This window comes from Streptomyces sp. NPDC023541 (assembly GCF_055559995.1).
Genome location: NZ_JBVHJO010000007.1, coordinates 467,137 through 484,247, shown reverse-complemented (window position 1 = coordinate 484,247; position 17,111 = coordinate 467,137). Strand labels below are relative to the sequence as shown.

Sequence of the window (17,111 nt, the reverse complement as noted above, 5' to 3'; positions counted from 1 at the left end):
CGCTGGCCCGGACCTCGGTGACCGGCCCCCCGACAGGCACGCCGACTAGGCTGTGGCCAGGGGGGATCATGGACAAGCACACATCTCAGGGCGTGCGGTGGCTACCGCCCGCCCTGTTCGTCTCCGGCGTGGCGGTCGCCGCCGTGACCGTGCTGTACCTGGTACTGCTCGGGCGGATGGCTTTCGTCGAGTGGACCCGGGGCAGGGGCTGGCTGCTGCTGCTCACCCCCGCCCTGGGGCTCCTCGCGTACGTGCTGCTGGCCCGGGGGCGTGACGGCCGACGTGGGTGGATCCGCTGGGTGGCGGCGGCCGTCGCGCTGGTCGCGCTGTGGCCCGCCTGGCAGGGGTACGCCTGGATGCGCGGCCCGCAGGCGTACGCGTGGACCTGGTGGCAGGCGGAGAACCCGGAGCCGGCCCGGCCCGTGGGTGCCTGGCAGCTCCCCTCGGCGGGCCTCGTACGGGCCCGCACGGACGGCCTGCGCATCTACAACGGCGAGGGCCGCTCGGCCGGCGGGCAGGCCGCCCCCGAGGGCACCGTCTTCTGCGCCCTGAGCCGGACGGTCGCGGACGGCGTCGGACTGGTCGCGGCCGCGCGGACCCCGGGCGGCTGCGGCACACGGGTGTCGGCCGTGGACCTGCGTCAGGACGACGAACTGTGGGCCAAGGACCTCCCCGCGGCGCCCTCAGCCGACGTGGACTCACCGCCGGTGGCGGTGGTGGACGGCACGGCCGCCGTCGTCACGGACGGCGCCCTGCTCGGCCTGGCCCTGCGCGGCGGCGAGGAACGCTGGCGGATGCCGGTGCCGTCCGGCTGCCGGGTCCGCGCGCTCGACGGGACCGCCGACCGGATCCTGTACGTGGAGGACTGCCCCGGCGCCGGCACGGCGCGGCTGACGTCCCTGGACGCGCGGACCGGCACCCCGGCCTGGCAGACCCCGCTGCGGAACCCCTCGGGTGAGCTGCGGGTGCTGTCGGCACGGCCGATCGCGCTGCGCGCGGGCGACTCGGTGCGGTTGTTCGACGACGCGGGGCGGGAGCGCGGCGCGGTGCCGGTGTCGGGACCGGAGGAGGACCTCCTCGCGGAACCGGACCCGCTGGTCAGCGGTGATCTGCTGGTCCTCCCGGTGAAGGGCAAGGTCCCGGGGATCTCGGCGTACTCGCTGTTGGACGGCCGCCGCGTATGGCACGCCGGGCTCGACGGGGCCACCGTCCTCGGCCTCGCGCAGGGCCGCGCCCGGGGCGGGGCCGACGTGGTGACGTCGACCGCCGCGCGGACGCAACTGTGGCACCTGGACGGGACCACGGGCAGGGCGAAGGCCGAGCCCACGATCCTGCGGGACGTCCCGCTGGGCCGCCGGTTCGAGATCTACCCGACGGGCACCGAGGGCTACACGTTCGTGAACCTCGACCCGGCGGGAGACCTGCCGTCGTATGTGGCCCTGAAGCGGGTCACAGGCTGGTGAGGAACGCCTTCCAGGCGGGCCCGCTGAAAGTGAGGTTCGGCCCGCCGGGCACCTTTGAGTCCCGTACGGGCACCGTTGCGCTGCCGCCGGCCTCGCAGTGGGTGTACTTCGGCCAGGTGGCCATCTCCAGGCAGTTCCCGCCATCGCCGCCGCTGTAGCTGGACTTGTGCCAAGTGGCCGCTGACAGGTCGTACTCAGGCATGCTGGTCACGTTCGTACTCCTCCGCCACGGACTCGATCAGGGCCAGCGACCTGCGCGGTGACAGTGCGCTGGCCGTGAGCAGATCGTAGGTCAGTGTGTGGCGCGCGACCGTGGCCGGATCGTCGAACAACTGGCCCATGCCGATGCCGTCGACGTAGACGAGCGGGGGAGCGTCCTCGAAGGCCATCAGCTTGAGCGAACCGTCCAGGCCGGCGTGAGGACCTGCGCTGAACGGCAGCACTTGCACAATGACTCGGTGCGACCGGATCAGGGTCGCCACGTGCCGCAGGGCCTCGGCGAGTACTGCCGTGTTCTCACCCACCCGTCGGAGAACCGCCTCGTCGAGGACGCACCACAACAGTGGGGTAGTTGGATCACTCAGTAGCGCGGCTCGCGCGAGGCGGTTCTCGACGAGTTCGTCGATGGCCGTCTCAGGGGCGGTGGGCTGGTACGCGCGGAACACCTCGCGGGCGTACGCCTCCGTCTGGAGCAGCCCGGGGATCAGCTGAGGCGCGTACTCGCGGATGGCCTTCGCCAGAGCCTCCGCTTCGGCCGCCGCGGCGAAGTGGTCCGGGTACTTGGACTTGGCCGCCGCGCCGCAGTTGCGGACGAAGAAGCCGTTCGTGCTGAGGATGTCGTCTATCTGGCGGGCGAATTCGATGTGCATCCGGCGCGTGCCCGCTTCGAGTTGGCCGATGAACGAACCGCTCACGAAAAGCGGTTCGCCGAGCTCGGCCTGGCTCAGTCCCGCGGCTTCGCGCGCCACGCGCAGTTCGGCGCCGAGCAGGGCGCGGGGTGAGGAGGACGGGTCGAGGTTCTTACCTGCCATGGCAACTCCAAGGCCAACAGGTGGGGTTGTTCTCGGTGCTTCCTTGAAAGGCTAGCCAGCCGATCACCACTCTGTGTGCAGAAGCAGATCACTCAGAGTGGAAAGGTGACATGTCATGGTGCTCACGCCCACGGAACGGATCCGGGCGGCCGAGGAGGCCGTACGGGAACTGAAGGAGGCCCTCGGCGGGGTGGGCGTCGTGTTCCCCTCCCTGGGTGTGGAACGGGTCTCGGCGGCCGGTGCGTACGGGCTGCCGCTGGTCGACCTGGGCCGCTGCAACCTGGACACCGCGCTCCGGCTGGCCGCCGTGCTCCACGAGCGGGCCCACCCGTGAGCGGGTGCGACCGGCCCCGGGTGGAGGCGGCGCTGGAGGGGTTCTTCGAGGTGGCGCGGAGCTGGGAGTTCGAGCTGGCCTGGAAGCTGTGCTGGTTGGAAAGGGACCTCGCCGACGCCGGGTGGAGAGGTGGGCCGCCGGCTCCTCCGCCGCCGGGGTGGCAGCGGTTCACGCTGGTCCACGGCGGTGAGGACGATCCACGCCACGACGCGCTCCGGGCACGGCCGCCGCAGGGCTGCGTGGTGGACGACTCCGAGGGCTGCTTCACGCTGCGCTGCGAGCGGCCCGGCGGGCGGCTGCTGGACGCCGTGGCCGCGACGTGTGCCGAGATCCGGGACGAGTACGGGCTGCTGATGTCCGGGCTGGGCGCCGACGGCCCCGGCGACCGGGGCGCGTTGAACGTCGGGCGGCTGCTGCTGATGGCGGCCGACCGTGGGCCGCACGTCGGCTATTCGGTGGACGACCTGGCCCGCTTCCTGCGGAAGGCAGGCGGAGCGGACGAGGCAGGAGCGTGAGAGGGGCGGACTCGCCCGCTCGCCGACAAGATGGCATGCAACGTGATCCGATCCGTACGCCGAGGCTCCGGCCGGCTTCCGCTCACCGACGAGATCGGCGAACGCGCCATCGAGGTGCAGGCCTACGACACCGACTACGACGGCATCGTTCGAGGTCCCAGGTCAGTCTGTGGAGTGGGTGGTGAAACACGGGTCCGTCCCGTAGCCGGGCCGCCGCGGGCCCGGCATGATCGGCGCGACACCCCCTAAGGGGTGGGGTCCGTGCGGAGGCGGGCGTGGAGGTGTTCGTCGTGCCAGCCGTCCGCGTGGAGGAGGGCGCCGCGCATGGTGCCCTCCAAGGGGAAGCCGGCCTTCGTCGCGACGGCGCAGGAGGCCGGGTTGGCGACGGAGTGCGTGATGCGCACGCGGTGCAGGCCGAGGTCGTCGAAGGCCCAGCGGGTGAGGCGGTCGGCGGCCCGCACCATGACGCCGGTGCCGCGCCCGGCGGGCAGCAGCCAGTAGAGGATCTCGCCGCTGCCGCCCGCCAGGTCGATGTCGGCGATGCCGATGAGGCCGACGGCCCGGCCGCCGTCGGGGGCGATCGCCCAGGTTCCGGCCTTCTCCGCCTGCCAGCGGTCGCGCCAGAGGGCGATCCGCTCCTCGGCCCCGGCCAGGTCGAGGTGGCTCGGGCGGTTCCAGTGCCGGATGTCCGGGTCGTGGTGGGCCGCCACGAGTGCGGGGGCGTCGGCCGCGGTCCAGGGGCGCAGGGACATCCCGCCGGGGAGGGCGAGCTCCGGGTGCGGCAGTTCGCGCATCCGGCCGGGCGGGACCACGGGGGGTATGGAGTCGATCATGATCCGATCATGCCCGTCGCTTCGCGGAGACGGGCGGAGGGCGGGCGTCAGGCCAGGGCCGGTTCCTTCGGAGGGCCGGTCACCGGGTCCGGGCCGTCCGGGTCCGGGTCGGTGTTGAGGTCGGCCAGCATCTGGCGGGTGAAGCCGAAGAAATAGGTGGCGGCGAAACCGACGAGGTAGCCGGTCAGCAGGCCGCCCGCGTAGATCGCGACGGTGACGCCCAGGTTCGAGCTGCCGTCCAGCAGGGGGAAGAGGGCCCAACCGGAGGGGCCGATGGCGGTGGATCCGAAGGCGATGCCCAGCTGGTTGAAGAGGCCGACGAAGGCGCCGCCGGCCGCGCCGCCGACGCAGGCGGTGACGAAGGGGCGGCCGAGCGGCAGGGAGACGCCGTAGATCAGCGGTTCGCCGACACCGAGGAAGCCCGCCGGCAGGGCGGACTTGATGGTGGCGCGGAGCGAGCCGTTGCGCGGGAGACGGCGGTGGACGGCGATGGCCGCGCCGACCTGGCCCGCGCCCGCCATGGCGAGGATCGGCAGCAGGACGGTGTGGCCGGACTGCTCGATGAGCGTGGTGTGGATGGGGATCAGGGCCTGGTGCAGGCCGAGCATCACCAACGGCAGGAAGAGCCCGCCCAGGACCAGTCCCGCGAACGCGCCGCCGGTGGACAGCAGCCGGTCGGCGAAGGTGCCGATGGCCGCGGAGGCCTCACCGGCGAGGAACATCAGGCCGAAGAGGGTGACCAGGCCCGCGATCAGGACGGTGAGGGTGGGGGTGACCAGGACGTCCAGGGCCTCCGGGACCAGGCGCCGGCAGCGCTTCTCCACGTACACGGCGAGCAGGGCGGCCGCGAGCGCGCCGAGGACGCCGCCCTGGCCGGGCCTGAGCTCCGTCCCGAAGACGGTGATCTTCGCGACGCCCGGGAAGACGATGATGGCGGCGACCGCGCCGCCCAGGATCGGGGTGCCGCCGAACTCCTTGGCGGTGTTGTGGCCGACGAACACCGCGATCAGCGACATGAAGCCGGACGCGATCGCGGTGAGCGCCGGGACGACGGAGGGCAGCCGGTCGAGGTTCGTGAGCAGGCCGCCCAGGCCGGCGATGATCCCGCAGCCGATGAGGGCCGGGATCAGCGGCACGAAGATGTTCGCGATGCGGCGCAGCATCAGTTTGAAGGGGGTGGCGTTGCGTGCCTTCTGTGCCTCCTTCAGGGCCGCTCCCTGCGCGGCGAGTTCGGCGGCGGTGACCGGGTGGGCGGCGGCGGGGGGCGCCGCCGAGCGGCCCTCCTCGACCAGCGCCTCGAACTGCGGGGTGACGCGGGCGACGGCGCCCGGACCGAGCACGATCTGGTAGGTGTCGTCCTCCACCACGCCCAGCACCGCCGGGAGGGCCTTGAGGGCCTCGTCCTGGACGAGCGAGCGGTCGCGCAGCGAGATGCGCAGGCGGGTCATGCAGTGCGCGATCGAGGTGACGTTGTCCGGGCCGCCGACCAGGGGGAGGATCGCGGCGGCCGTGGCGCGGTTCTTGTCAGGGGACTCAGTGGACTCAGTGGACATGGTGGTGGTCGCCTTGCCGTAGGGGGTGGGTCAGCGGGTCCGGGCGTGGGCGAGGGCCGCGCGGAGGTGGCCGCGGGAGGCGGCGAGGAGTTCGGCGGCGGCCGGGCCGTCGACCTCGCCGAGGACGACGAGGATGGCGTTCTTGACCTCGCCGCCGGTGGCCGTCAGCGCGGCCTCGATCTCCTCGTCGGGAGCGCCGGTGGCCAGGGCCACGATGCGGCGGGCGCGGGCGCGCAGCTTCTCGTTGGAGGAGCGCATGTCCACCATGAGGTTCCCGTAGGTCTTGCCCAGGCGGATCATGGTGATCGTCGAGATGAGGTTGAGGACGAGCTTCTGCGCGGTACCGGCCTTCAAGCGGGTGGAACCGGTGAGGAGTTCGGGGCCGACGACGACCTCGATGCCGTGGTCGGCCGCGGCGGCGAGCGCGGAGCCGGCGTTGCAGGACAGGCCGACGGTGAGCGCGCCGCGGCCGCGGGCGGACTCGACGGCGCCGATCGCGTACGGGGTGCGGCCGGAGGCGGAGATGCCGATGACGGTGTCGTCCGGTCCGATCCGCAGCGCGGCGAGGTCCTCGGCGGCCAGCTGCGGGGAGTCCTCGGCGCCCTCGACGGCCTTGACCATGGCGGAGGGGCCGCCCGCGATCAGGCCGACGACGTCGGCCGGGTCGGTGTTGAAGGTGGGCGGGCACTCGCTGGCGTCCAGGACGCCCATCCGGCCGGCGGTGCCGGCGCCCGCGTAGACGAGGCGGCCGCCGCGGGCCATCCGCTCCGCGATCGCGTCGATGGCGGCGGCGATCCGCGGCAGCTCGGCGGCGACGGCGGCCGGGACGGTGGCGTCCTCGGCGTTCATGGTGCGGGCGATGTCGAGGGTGGACAGCCGGTCGATCTCGGCGAGTTCGGGACGGAAGGCCTCGGTGGTCAGCGTCTCCAGCTGGGCGCGGAGTTCGGCGTACGCGGTCATGGGCGGGGGCCTCCGGCGGTTGGTCGGTTCGGCGGTGGGGGTGTGGGCGGGGTCCGGCGGGCGAGTGCGGTGCCGGTCGGTGGCGGGGGCGGCGGTTCCTCGGGACGGGCGGCCTGCCGCCGGGCGTCGGGTGCTGTGGTGGCTTCCGCCGCGGGGGCGCTCGTGGCGTTGGCGCTGTGGCAGGGAGGCCGGCGCGGCGTCCTGGGCAGCTCCCGCGGCAGCCCGCCGTGCCGCACCGCCCTGGTGGGCGCCGGGGCGGCCTCCGCGTCGGCTGCCGCGCGGGCGGCCCGCCCTCGGCCCGGGGGTCTGCGGCGGTGGTCCTGCGGGCGTGGGAAGGGGCCCGGGGTGGGCCTCCGGGCGGGCGGCCGGGAGTTCCTTTCGGCTCCTTGGTCACGCCTGAAAGCTATTTTCAGGCGGGGTGGGGGTCAATCCGCCATTGGGCCCACGGCAGGCGGGCCTTCTTCACCGGCGCCCGGCAGGTTCACAATGGGCCCATGGACCACACGACCCCCCTGGAACAGGCGCTGCACGTCGCCCGCGCACTCGTGCTCGCCGATCTCGCCGCAGGTGAGGTCGCCGATGCCGATGTCGTCTCCCTCGTCGAGGACTCGGTCACGCACCGCCGGTGGTGGGTGGAGCAGTGGCCGGAGGGCGTCGACTACCTCCCGGGGCTCGTCGCCCAGGACGTGCAGGACTCGCTGCTGGAGAAGTACGGGCGCTGGCCGCTGTGCCCGGTCTGCCACCACGGCGATCCGCACGCGCTGGACGTGGAGCCGGAGCTGGGACCCGACCCGCACTGGGTGTGCTCGGAGGCGGGCGTGAGAGTGGCCGCGGTCGGCGGCCTCGGCCCGGTCCTCGGCCTCAGGTGAGCCGCCGATGACCGTCTACATCGACCCGCCGACCTGGCCGGGCCACGGCCGTATGTGGTCGCACCTGGTCAGCGACGTCTCGTACGAGGAGCTGCACGCCTTCGCAGCGGGCATCGGCTGTCCGCCGCGGGCCTTCGAGCGGGACCACTACGACGTGCCCTCGTACCGGTACGCCGACGCGGTCGGGGCGGGTGCGGTGGAGGTCGGCAGCAAGGAACTCGTCCGCCGCCTCACCGCGGCCGGCCTGCGCCGCCCGAAGGGCCGGCCGGCGGCTTAGGACCGGGCCGACGGACCTACGGCTTCACGACGCGGGCGACGCGGGTGAGGCGGGCGGTGCGGGCGGTGCGGGCGACGCGGACGGTACCGGGTCGGGCTGGGCCGCGGCCGGGAGGTCCCAGACGTGCTCCGGGGTCACGATCTTGGTGATCCTGTTGGCGATGAGGGAGCTCAGGCTGCCGAACTTCCCGTCGACGTCGGAGTTCACCACGATCACCATGGTGGCGCGGGCCTGCGGGAGCCGGACGGCGACGGTCTCGTAGCCGGGCAGCTCGCCGTTGTGGCCGATCCAGCCGTCGAGTTCGGCGATGCCGAGCCCGTAGCCCACGTCGGGGTGCCCGGTGGGCAGCATGCGCAGCCGCTGGGCCTGGGTGTCCCGCTCCAGGAGCCGGTCGCCGTCCGGCAGCCGTCCGCTGACCAGGGTCGGGACCCAGCTGTGCAGGTCGTCGATGGTGGAGATCATCGCGCCGGCCGCCCAGCCCCAGGACGGGTTCCACTGGGAGGCGTCGACCGTCGCGCCGTCCGGGGTGAAGTTCGTGTAGCCGTGCACGTACGGGCTGGTGATCGCGGCGCCGGTCGGCAGCGACGTCGCGTCCAGGCCTGCGGGCGCGAAGACGTGCTGCTCCAGGTAGGTGTGCAGGGGCTGCCCGCTGACCTTCTCCACGAGCAGGCCGAGCAGGATGGTGTTGGTGTTGGAGTACTCCCAGCGTGCGCCCGGCGGGAAGTCGGCCGGGTGCCGGAAGGCGATGTCCAGCAGCTGCTGCGGGGTCCAGGCGCGGTACGGGTCGGCCTTGAAGGCGGCCATCCAGCGCGGGTCCTCGGTGTAGTTGTAGAGGCCGCTGCGCATCTCGGCGAGCTGCCGGACGGTGATGCGGTCGCCGCCGGGCACGCCGTCGAGGTACGTCGAGATCGGCGCGTCGAGCCGTACCTTCCCGTCGTCGACGAGCTGGAGGACGCCGGTGACGGCGAAGGTCTTGGTGACGCTGCCGATGCGGGTGTGCATGTCGGTCTTGACGGGCGCGCCGGTGGTCTTGTCGGAGGTGCCGAAGGCGCGCACGTAGGCCTCGTCGCCGTCGATCCACAGGCCGACGCCCACGCCGGGGATGCCGGCCTCCCGCATGGCCGCGGTGATCGCGTCGTCGAGCTTCTCGGCGATCACGTCGTCGATGCCGACCCGGCCCGGCGGGGCGGCGGCGGGCGCCTGACCCGCGCACAGCGCGGTCAGCAGGAGGGAGGCGGCGGCCAAGACGGTGGGCGTGCGGTACCGGCCCATGCAGATCACCTCTGACGCACGTCCCCGAGCCGACCTTCCCATCGTAGGAAGGCGGGTCCGGGGCGGCGACCGGGACCGGCGCCCGTGCGCTGGGACGCCGGTGGCGGGGACGCTCCCAGGACCCAAGAACACGAGAGAAAGGACGACACCCCACCCCACCCCTCCCGCCCGTGGCACGCACTCACTCGCTTGAGTGAAAAAGGCCAACTTGACTGGCTTCGGGGCGGGTTGCCTGATCTACGCTCAGCGCGACAGACCACATCACCGGCTGCGGTGACGCCGAGACCCTGGGCCGCTGGCTCCGGCGGGCCGTGACCGCGCCCTCGGCCGACGCGATCTTCGGGGGCGGGTAGCGGGCGCCGTCAGGCGCGGGTGGTCACCGGGGCGGTGGCGCTGCTCCCGGCCACGACGCGGGTCGCCCGCGGCGGCGTACGGCGGTCCAGGCGCAGGGCGGTCACGGCGAGGGCGATCGCGGTCACCGTCATGGCGGCGCCGGCCCAGGCGGTCGCGGAGAAGCCCAGGCCCGCGTCGATGACGGTGCCGCCGAGCCAGGGGCCGCCGGTGTTGCCGAGGTTGAAGGCGGCCGTGGTGGTCGCTCCGGCCAGCGTCGGCGCGGCACCGGCCACGTTGAACATGCGGGCGTTGAGCGCCGGGGCGGTGAAGAACGCCGAGACGCCCAGCAGGAAGGACAGCGTGATCGCGGCGACGGCGACCGGGGCCAGGAGGGCGAGTACGGTCAGGAAGACGGTGGAGGCGGTGATGCCCCAGATCATCACGCCGAACAGGTGCGCGTCGGCGACCCGGCCGCCGATGGTCGTGCCGACGAGCGCGCCGATCCCGAAGAGGCCGAGGATCCACGGGACCCACTTCGAGTCCAGCCCGGCCACGTCCGTGAGCAGCGGCGACAGGTAGCTGAAGGCGCAGAAGACGCCGCCCGCCCCCAGGGCGGTGATGCCGATCGCGAGCCACACCTGGCGGTCGCCGTAGATGCGCAGCTCGCGGCGGAGCGTCGGCCTCTCGCTGGGCAGCGGGATCCGGGGGATCAGGGCGAGGATGCCGGCGAGGGCGACCGCGGAGGCCGCGGCAACTGACCAGAACGCGGAGCGCCAGCCCAGGTGCTCGCCGAGGAACGCGCCGGCCGGGACGCCGAGGACGTTGGCGATGGACAGGCCGCCGATCATCACGGCCATCGCGCGGGCGCGCTGGTCCTTGTCGACCATGGCGATGGCCACGGCCGCGCCGACGGCCCAGAAGCCGGCGCAGGCGAAGGCCGCGACCACGCGGGAGGCGAAGAGGAGCTCGTAGGAGGGGGCCAGCGCGCCCGCGACCTGGCCGAGGCCGAAGAGGCTGATCAGGGCGATGAGGGTGGTGCGGCGGGGGAGGCGCAGGGTGGCCACGGCCAGCAGGGGAGCGCCGATGACCATGCCGATCGCGAACGCGGAGATGAGCAGACCCGCCTGCGGGATGCTGACGCCCATGTCGTCGGCGATCGGCGGCAGCAGCCCGGAGAGCATGAACTCGCTGGTGCCGAGTGCGAAGACGGACAGGCCGAGGACGTAGACGGCGACGGGCATGCGGCGGCGTGCGGCGACTGCGGGCATGACTGTCACCAACCCGTGCGAACGCGCTTGAATTCCCCCGGGTGTGTCATTCCTGTGACGGCTGTGCGGTCAGGGCGGCGAGCTCGGCGGCCAGGTTCGCGCGGGCCGGGGCCTCCCAGTGCGCCGTGCCGTAGGGGGTGCGGAAGAGCCGCGGCAGGTCGAGGAGCTGGCGCAGTACGGCGGCTCGGCCGGCGCGGAAGGCGTCGTCGGGGACGAAGACGTACTCGTCGCGGACGGCGGCGGCGTAGGCGGCGTACGCCTGCGCGGAGCCGGCCAGCACCGCCAGGTCCGCGTCGCAGAGCACCTCGCCGTCGGTGTCGCCGGGGGCGGGGTCGTGGGTGATGGTGAGCCGGACCAGGCGGGCCACCTCGGCGGTGCGGGCGGCGTCGACGCCCAGCTCGGGGAGGGCGCGCTCGGCCAGGGCGGCGCTGCGCTCCTCGTTCTCGGAGCGGTCGGGACGGTAGACGGCGTCGTGGAACCAGGCGGCGAGCCGGACGGCGGCGGGGTCGGCGGCGTAGGGGGCCAGTACGTCGATCCGTGCGAGTACGTCGGCCAGGTGCGCGGTGGTGTGGTAGCGGCGCTGCGGCTCCGCCCAGGCGGCGAGGAGGCGGTCGGCGTAGGGGTCGGGATCGCGGTCGGCGGGGGCGCCGGCCTCGGCGACGGCGGCCCGCCAGCGGGCGCGGAGGTCCGTCGTGTCGGTGTGCGGGGTGCCTATGTCCATGCGCACATTGTGGGGGTGGCGTGATTGTGCTGGTGGAGCGCGGCCGGAGGAACGTACCCTGGATATTGGACTAGACCTATTTTGTGTGACTTCTCGAAGGATGGGATCGAATGAGCAACCGTGCGCTCCTGGAGGTGATCGCCCTCGACGTGGAGGACGCGGTCGCGGCCCAGGCCGGTGGGGCCGATCGACTGGAGCTGGTCACCGACATGGCCGCCGACGGGCTCACCCCGGCGCGCGAGACGTTCGCGGCGATCCGGGCGGCGGTCGACATCCCGCTGCGCGTGATGATCCGCACGGCGGACGGCTTCGCCGCGGGGGACGTCTCGGTCCTGGCCGCGACGGCGCGTCGGCTGCGGGCGGAGGGCGCGCAGGAGTTCGTCCTCGGCTTCCTGCGCGCGGACGGCAGCCCCGACCTGGCCGCCGTCGAGGCGGTCGTCGCGGAACTTGACGGCTGCCCGTGGACCTTCCACCGGGCGATCGACCGCGCGGCGGACCGGGACCAGCTGCGCAAGGCGCTGGCCGACCTGCCCGGCCTCGACACCTACCTGACGGCGGGCTCGGCGGCCGGGGTCGACGAGGGTCTGGCGGTGCTGCTCGCGGAGGCGGGGCGGGGTGGCGAGCCGGGGTACGGGGCGCGGATCCTCGTCGGCGGCGGCCTGACGCTCGCCCACCTGCCGGTGCTGCGGGCGGGCGGGGTCGACGCGTTCCACATCGGCGGGGCGGCGCGGCCCGACGGCTGGGGCCGGCCGGTCTCGGCGTCGGCGGTCGCCGAGTGGCGCGCTGCACTGGACGAATCCAGCCCCGCCGGCGTTTGAGGGGCGGGGGCCGGGGTCAGGTCAGGGCTGGGGGGAGGGGGGTGGCGTGGAGGGCTGTCAGGCCCGAGACGGCTCGGGTGAGGCAGACGTACAGGCGGCGCAGGCCGGTCCGTTCGTCCGGTTCGCCGTCGACGATCGCGGCCGGCTCGTCGAGTACGACGTAGTCGTACTCCAGGCCCTTCGCCAGCGATGCCGGGACCAGCGTCAGGCGGGACTCGGCGGTCGTCTCCTCGCCGGGCGACAGGTACGGCAGGTCCGCCGCCAGCAGGGCCTCGGCCAGGACGGGGATGCGGGCGTCAGCCGCGATCAGGCCGATCGAGCCCTCATGGGTCAGGGACTCGCGGCAGGCCCGGACCACCGATGCGGTCAGGTCGTCCGTCGCCGTCACCCGCAGCGAGCCCGGAGTCTCACGGACCGAGGAGACCGGGGCCAGGCCCGGGGAGATCTCCGGCAGCAGGCGGGAGGCGTAGGCGATCACCTCGCGCGGCACGCGGAAGCCCGCCGTCAGCTCCTCCAGCACCGCCTGAGGCTTGCCCAGGTGCGCCAGTGCCTCGTCCCAGCTGCGCGTGGCCCACGGCGTGGTGCCCTGCGCGAGGTCGCCGAGGACCGTCGCCGAGCCGGTCGTGCAGCGCCGTCCCACCGCCCGGTACTGCATGGGGGAGAGGTCCTGGGCCTCGTCGAGGACGACGTGGCCGAGCGAGGGGGTGCGTTCCACCAGGTCGGCGGCCTCGTCGATGAGGACCAGGTCCGCCGCCGACCACTTCGCCGACTTCACGCTCCGGAACGGCTTGGGCCACAGCAGGAGTTTCTGTTCGTCCGCCGTCAGGACGTCCTGCGCGTGGACGGCGAGGAAGTCCGGGTCGGAGAGGAGGCGCAGGACCAGCTTCGCCGGTTCGACGGGCGGCCAGATCTCCTTCACCGCCGCCTTCACGGCCGCGTTGCGCGCCACCGCGTCCTGTACGCGGTCGTCGGGAGCCTCGCCGGCCTGTTCCATGCGGACCAGGACGGCGTGCGCGATGCGCTGGGGGAGGGCGTCGCGGGCGGCGCCGTAGCGGATGTCGCGGTTCTGCAGCTCCTCGACCATCTCCTCCAGCTCGTAGGCCGGCACGCGCCAGCGGCGTGAGCCGCGGACCACCATCAGCGGCTCCGTGGGGCGGCCGACGTGCGAGCGGACCGCGCGGCGCAGCACCTCCGCCATGCGGGCGTCGCCCTTGACGACGGCGGTTTCGGCCGGGTCGGTGCCGCGTACCTCCAGGCCCTCGCGGGCGACCAGGTCGTCGACGGTGGCCTGCTTGACCTCCAGCTCGCCCAGGGCCGGCAGGACCTGCTCGATGTAGTGCAGGAAGGAACGGTTCGGCCCGATGACGAGGGTGCCGGTGCGGGCGAGGCGCTCGCGGTGGGCGTAGAGCAGGTACGCCACGCGGTGCAGGCCGACGGCGGTCTTCCCGGTGCCGGGGCCTCCCTGGACGCAGACGGAGCCGGACAGGCCGGAGCGGACGATCTCGTCCTGCTCGGGCTGGATCGTCGCGACGATGTCGCGCATGGGGCCGACGCGCGGCCGCTCGATCTCCTGCTGGAGCAGCTTGCTGACCGCGGCGGCCTCGGCGGGGTCGGAGAGGTGCTCGTCCTCGTACGCGGTGAGTTCGCCGCCCGTGTAGCCGAAGCGGCGGCGCAGGGCGATGTCCTGCGGGTCCTTCTTGGAGGCCCGGTAGAACGGCTGGGAGACGGGTGCGCGCCAGTCGATGACCATCGGGTCGCCGTCGGCGTCGTGGACGTGGCGGCGGCCGATGTAGAACTGCTCGCCCCCCGCGCCTTCGGCGAGCTCGGCGCCGGGGGAGTGGAGGTAGTCGAGGCGGCCGAAGAAGAGGGGCGTGTGGGCGAGGTCGGCGAGGGCCTTGATGCGGTCGTCGATCTGGGCCTGGAGGACGATCGCGTTGACCCAGTTCGCGGTGACGTCGCGGATGTCGAGGGCCTCGACGTCCTCGCGCATGGCGCGCAGGGCCGAACGCGAGGCGGCGAGGTGGGCCCGTTCGCGGCCCAGCGGGTCGGCGGGCGGGGTCGCGTCGTCGGGGGTGGTGTCGGGAGCGTGCGCGGGCACGGGACTGCCTCCAGCTGCTGGTACGGAACAGATGCCCCCGGTTTCCGGCCGGCGGGCGGCTCTCCCCGATGAGGCGGTGGGAGGCGGCAAGAGCGGAGATTGTAGTCAGCGGGGCGCGTCCGCGCGAACGAATTCAACGGGCCCGAAGTCCGTCCGGGCGGGACCTCCGTACGGGTGTCGTACCCGGGAGTATCAGGCCTTCGGGAGGTCCGGCAGGGAGTGTCTTGTCGATCAGGCCGGAACTCCCTAGGGGACGGCATGCGACGGGAGGATGAGGCGGGGGGCCTTGGGATTGGCTCCGCAGAGCGATGTGGATCGGGTGGCGGCGGCGCACCATGGATGTATGAGCACCGCAACCTTCACCCCGATCCAGGGCGGCCGCCCGAGCGGCGCCACCGCCATCTCCGACTCCACTCCCCGCCACCGCCTGGGCAGCGTGCTGCACGCCGCGAAGGTGTTCGTGACGGCCGCGGTGAGCGTCGTCGTGCTGGGCGAGTACGCCGAGGACGCGGGCGTCATACGTCGCTGACGGCCCGCCCTCGGTGTCAGGCGTCGACCGCCTGGTAGACCGTGGTCCAGAAGTCGTGGATGAGCTGCGCCGGAGCCGCAGTGGTCAGCCCGACCTGCGTGAGCAGGATGCCGGTGATCCCGTTCTCCGGGTCGGCGTACGCCGAGGTGCCGGTTCCGCCGTCCCAGCCGAACTGGCCGGGGGGCGCGTAGTCGCCGCGGTAGGTGCGCACCGCCATTCCGAAGCCCCAGCCGCCCTGCTGTCCCTGGCCGAACGACACGTGGACGGCGCTCCGCGCGAGGGCGGAGCGCGCGGCCTCCTGCTCGGGGGTGAGGCGGTTGGTGGTCATCAGCTCGACGGCGGGCCGGGACAGGATCCGCCGGCTGCCGTGCATGCCGTGGTCGAGCAGCATCCGGAAGTAGGCGTGGTAGTCGTCGACGGTGGAGACCAGCCCGCCGCCGCCCGCCTGGAACGCCGGGGGCGCGCTGTACTGCCCGGTCTTCGCCTCGTCCCAGACGGTGAACTCACCGGTCTGCGGGTCGGGCGCGTAGCTGGGCGGCAGCCGGTCGATCTTGTCGGCAGGCACGTGGAAGGCGGTGTCCTCCATCCCGAGCGGATCGAGGACGCGCTCGCCCAGGAAGGTCTCGAACGGCCGGCCCGTGACCCGCGAGACGAGGACGCCGAGCACGTCGTGGCTGAGGTGGTACTGCCAGTGCTCGCCGGGCTGGCGCATCAGCGGGAGGGTGCCGAGGCGGCGCATCCACTCGTCCTGCTCCGGCAGCGGCACCGCGCCCTGGCTGAAGACGCCGCTCTCGAAGATCGCGTTGAAGATCGGAGAGCCCACCGCGGTGAGGTCGATGCCGAGGCCGAAGGTGGAGGTCATCAGGTCCCGGACGGTGATCGGGCGCCGTGCGGGCTCGGTGTCGTCGAGCGGGCCGTCGATCCGCTTCAGCACCTGGCGGCCGGCGAGTTCGGGCAGCCACTGGTCCACCGGGTCGTCCAGCCGCAGCCGGCAGTCGTCGAGGAGAGCCATCGAGGCCGCCATGGTGACCGGCTTGGACGTGGACGCCATCCGGAAGATCGTGTCCCGGCTCATCGGCGCGCCCCCGCCGTGGCGCATCGTCCCGATGGCCTCGACGTGCGTCTCCTCGCCGCGGCTGACCAGGGCGACCACGCCGGGGATCTTCCCGGAGTCGACGTGGCGCGTCAGCACGTCGCGCATGGTGCGCAGGCCTGCTTCGGAGAAGCCGCCGTTGGTCCTGTCCATGATGAATCTCCCCGTGATCCGTGTTCGGCATTTGCTGAACGACTTCGAAGCTACATTGCGTTCAGAGATCGGTCAACAAGGATGGAGGCTGAAACTGCCTTGTATTTCGCGGGACTCAGCCCTGTGTTGCAATGGATATGTGGCTGAATGCAATGGGTGGTTGATGCCTGCATTGCAATGACCTGAGGGTGAATGCATACTGCCGACGGGACGGTACGACGCGTCGACAGAGCGGAGCGAGCACAGATGCCCGGAGGCAGGCTCACCAGTGAGGAACGCCGGTCCATCGCCACGGGGCTGGCCGAAGGACTCGGCTACGCCGAGATCGGCCGGCGGCTCGGGCGGCCCGCCTCGACCGTGATGCGCGAGGTCGCCCGCAACGGCGGACCCGACGGCTACGGGGCCGACCGGGCCGAGGAGGCCACCCGTGACCGGGCCCGCCGGCGCCCGCATGACCGGACGCAGCCGGCGCCCGTCGCCGACGGCGGCCACGCCGGCGGCCGGGACCCCGGGGCCGTGCGGGACTTCACGGACTCCTTCACCGAGCTGCTCGTCCAGCAGGGGCTGCCCCGCATGGCCGCCCGGGTGCTCATGTGCCTGTACGTCACCGACTCGGGCGCCCTCACCGCCGCCGAGCTGGTCCAGCGCCTCCGCGTCAGCCCGGCGTCCGTCTCGCACGCCGTCGCCTTCCTCGAACAGCAGGGGATGCTCAGCCGGCAGCGCGCCTCCGGCGGGCGCCGCGAGCGCTACGTCATCGACGACGCGGTCTGGCTGCGCTCCACGCTCGCGGCGGTGCGGATGAACGACGTCCTGGCGGGCGAGTCCCGGCGCGGCGCCGAGATCCTCGGGGCCGACACCCCGGCCGGCGCCCGCTTCGGGTCCTCCGCCGAGTTCCTGCTCCTCATGAGCCGGACGCTCCGGCAGGTCATGGAGGAGTGGCGGCGCAGGCCGCCCGTGCGTCCGGAGCGGCGAGGCGACTGATCCACTAGGG

Annotated in this window: 18 protein-coding genes; 8 read left to right on the top strand and 10 right to left on the bottom strand. The window is 73.2% G+C overall.

Features of this window, described 5'->3' with window-relative positions:
- Positions 1 to 68 precede the first annotated feature (68 nt).
- Positions 69 to 1,463 (top strand): outer membrane protein assembly factor BamB family protein, encoded by a 1,395-nt coding sequence (locus ACZ3X1_RS20650; RefSeq protein ID WP_467280551.1) that lies wholly within the window; start codon positions 69 to 71, stop codon positions 1,461 to 1,463.
- Here the strand turns inward: ACZ3X1_RS20650 and ACZ3X1_RS20645 are convergent.
- Together ACZ3X1_RS20645 and ACZ3X1_RS20640 are read right to left on the bottom strand one after the other, a co-directional pair.
- The gene (locus ACZ3X1_RS20645; RefSeq protein ID WP_467280575.1) at positions 1,450 to 1,665 is read right to left on the bottom strand and encodes a DUF397 domain-containing protein; all 216 of its coding nucleotides are present in this window, start codon (positions 1,663 to 1,665) and stop codon (positions 1,450 to 1,452) included. The genes ACZ3X1_RS20650 and ACZ3X1_RS20645 overlap by 14 nt on opposite strands.
- Positions 1,658 to 2,494 (bottom strand): helix-turn-helix domain-containing protein, encoded by an 837-nt coding sequence (locus ACZ3X1_RS20640; RefSeq protein ID WP_467280550.1) that lies wholly within the window; start codon positions 2,492 to 2,494, stop codon positions 1,658 to 1,660. Before ACZ3X1_RS20640 ends, ACZ3X1_RS20645 begins: the two co-directional genes overlap by 8 nt.
- Before the next feature lie 115 nt (positions 2,495 to 2,609).
- Here ACZ3X1_RS20640 and ACZ3X1_RS20635 point away from each other — a divergent pair, with 115 nt between their 5' ends.
- Together ACZ3X1_RS20635 and ACZ3X1_RS20630 are read left to right on the top strand one after the other, a co-directional pair.
- Entirely contained in the window at positions 2,610 to 2,828 is a 219-nt protein-coding gene (locus ACZ3X1_RS20635; protein WP_356814062.1) for a hypothetical protein, read from the top strand.
- Positions 2,825 to 3,343, top strand: a complete 519-nt coding sequence (locus ACZ3X1_RS20630; protein WP_467280549.1) for a hypothetical protein — start codon at positions 2,825 to 2,827, stop codon at positions 3,341 to 3,343. The genes ACZ3X1_RS20635 and ACZ3X1_RS20630 overlap by 4 nt, the downstream gene beginning before the upstream one ends.
- Before the next feature lie 245 nt (positions 3,344 to 3,588).
- Here the strand turns inward: ACZ3X1_RS20630 and ACZ3X1_RS20625 are convergent, their stop codons facing one another.
- The 3 genes from ACZ3X1_RS20625 to murQ are packed head-to-tail and all read right to left on the bottom strand — an operon-like array spanning position 3,589 to position 6,689.
- Positions 3,589 to 4,176, bottom strand: coding sequence for a GNAT family N-acetyltransferase (locus ACZ3X1_RS20625; protein WP_467280548.1), 588 nt, complete (start codon positions 4,174 to 4,176; stop codon positions 3,589 to 3,591).
- Positions 4,177 to 4,223: 47 nt separating this feature from the next.
- Positions 4,224 to 5,729 carry a PTS transporter subunit EIIC gene (locus ACZ3X1_RS20620; RefSeq protein WP_467280547.1) on the bottom strand — a complete coding sequence of 502 codons (1,506 nt, stop codon included), beginning with the start codon at positions 5,727 to 5,729 and terminating at the stop codon, positions 4,224 to 4,226.
- A gap of 30 nt (positions 5,730 to 5,759) precedes the next feature.
- Positions 5,760 to 6,689, bottom strand: a complete 930-nt coding sequence (murQ, locus tag ACZ3X1_RS20615; protein ID WP_356814067.1) for an N-acetylmuramic acid 6-phosphate etherase — start codon at positions 6,687 to 6,689, stop codon at positions 5,760 to 5,762.
- Between the two features lie 494 nt (positions 6,690 to 7,183).
- Between murQ and ACZ3X1_RS20610 the strand changes: the two genes are divergently transcribed.
- The gene (locus ACZ3X1_RS20610; protein WP_356814068.1) at positions 7,184 to 7,558 is read left to right on the top strand and encodes a hypothetical protein; all 375 of its coding nucleotides are present in this window, start codon (positions 7,184 to 7,186) and stop codon (positions 7,556 to 7,558) included.
- A 7-nt stretch (positions 7,559 to 7,565) separates the two neighbouring features.
- Entirely contained in the window at positions 7,566 to 7,835 is a 270-nt protein-coding gene (locus ACZ3X1_RS20605; RefSeq protein WP_030037438.1) for a DUF4031 domain-containing protein, read from the top strand.
- A 24-nt stretch (positions 7,836 to 7,859) separates the two neighbouring features.
- On the opposite strand, the gene ACZ3X1_RS20600 is transcribed toward ACZ3X1_RS20605, so the two are convergent.
- The 3 genes from ACZ3X1_RS20600 to ACZ3X1_RS20590 form a co-directional block, all read right to left on the bottom strand.
- Positions 7,860 to 9,107, bottom strand: a complete 1,248-nt coding sequence (locus tag ACZ3X1_RS20600; RefSeq protein ID WP_467280546.1) for a serine hydrolase domain-containing protein — start codon at positions 9,105 to 9,107, stop codon at positions 7,860 to 7,862.
- A 362-nt stretch (positions 9,108 to 9,469) separates the two neighbouring features.
- Positions 9,470 to 10,681: a Cmx/CmrA family chloramphenicol efflux MFS transporter gene (locus ACZ3X1_RS20595; RefSeq protein WP_467280574.1), complete on the bottom strand. Its 1,212-nt coding sequence runs from the start codon at positions 10,679 to 10,681 to the stop codon at positions 9,470 to 9,472.
- A gap of 73 nt (positions 10,682 to 10,754) precedes the next feature.
- A complete protein-coding gene (locus ACZ3X1_RS20590; RefSeq protein ID WP_467280545.1) occupies positions 10,755 to 11,429 on the bottom strand; it encodes an HD domain-containing protein in 675 nt (224 codons plus the stop codon).
- Positions 11,430 to 11,539: 110 nt separating this feature from the next.
- Between ACZ3X1_RS20590 and ACZ3X1_RS20585 the strand changes: the two genes are divergently transcribed.
- Positions 11,540 to 12,247 (top strand): copper homeostasis protein CutC, encoded by a 708-nt coding sequence (locus ACZ3X1_RS20585; RefSeq protein ID WP_467280543.1) that lies wholly within the window; start codon positions 11,540 to 11,542, stop codon positions 12,245 to 12,247.
- Positions 12,248 to 12,263: 16 nt separating this feature from the next.
- Here ACZ3X1_RS20585 and ACZ3X1_RS20580 read toward each other — a convergent pair whose 3' ends face one another.
- A complete protein-coding gene (locus ACZ3X1_RS20580) occupies positions 12,264 to 14,237 on the bottom strand; it encodes a HelD family protein (protein ID WP_467280573.1) in 1,974 nt (657 codons plus the stop codon).
- A 451-nt stretch (positions 14,238 to 14,688) separates the two neighbouring features.
- Here ACZ3X1_RS20580 and ACZ3X1_RS20575 point away from each other — a divergent pair, with 451 nt between their 5' ends.
- Entirely contained in the window at positions 14,689 to 14,874 is a 186-nt protein-coding gene (locus ACZ3X1_RS20575; RefSeq protein ID WP_356814072.1) for a hypothetical protein, read from the top strand.
- Between the two features lie 16 nt (positions 14,875 to 14,890).
- Here the strand turns inward: ACZ3X1_RS20575 and ACZ3X1_RS20570 are convergent, their stop codons facing one another.
- Positions 14,891 to 16,120 carry a serine hydrolase domain-containing protein gene (locus tag ACZ3X1_RS20570; protein ID WP_467280542.1) on the bottom strand — a complete coding sequence of 410 codons (1,230 nt, stop codon included), beginning with the start codon at positions 16,118 to 16,120 and terminating at the stop codon, positions 14,891 to 14,893.
- 246 nt (positions 16,121 to 16,366) lie between these two features.
- Between ACZ3X1_RS20570 and ACZ3X1_RS20565 the strand changes: the two genes are divergently transcribed.
- Positions 16,367 to 17,101 (top strand): GbsR/MarR family transcriptional regulator, encoded by a 735-nt coding sequence (locus tag ACZ3X1_RS20565; RefSeq protein WP_467280541.1) that lies wholly within the window; start codon positions 16,367 to 16,369, stop codon positions 17,099 to 17,101.
- Positions 17,102 to 17,111: the final 10 nt, after the last annotated feature.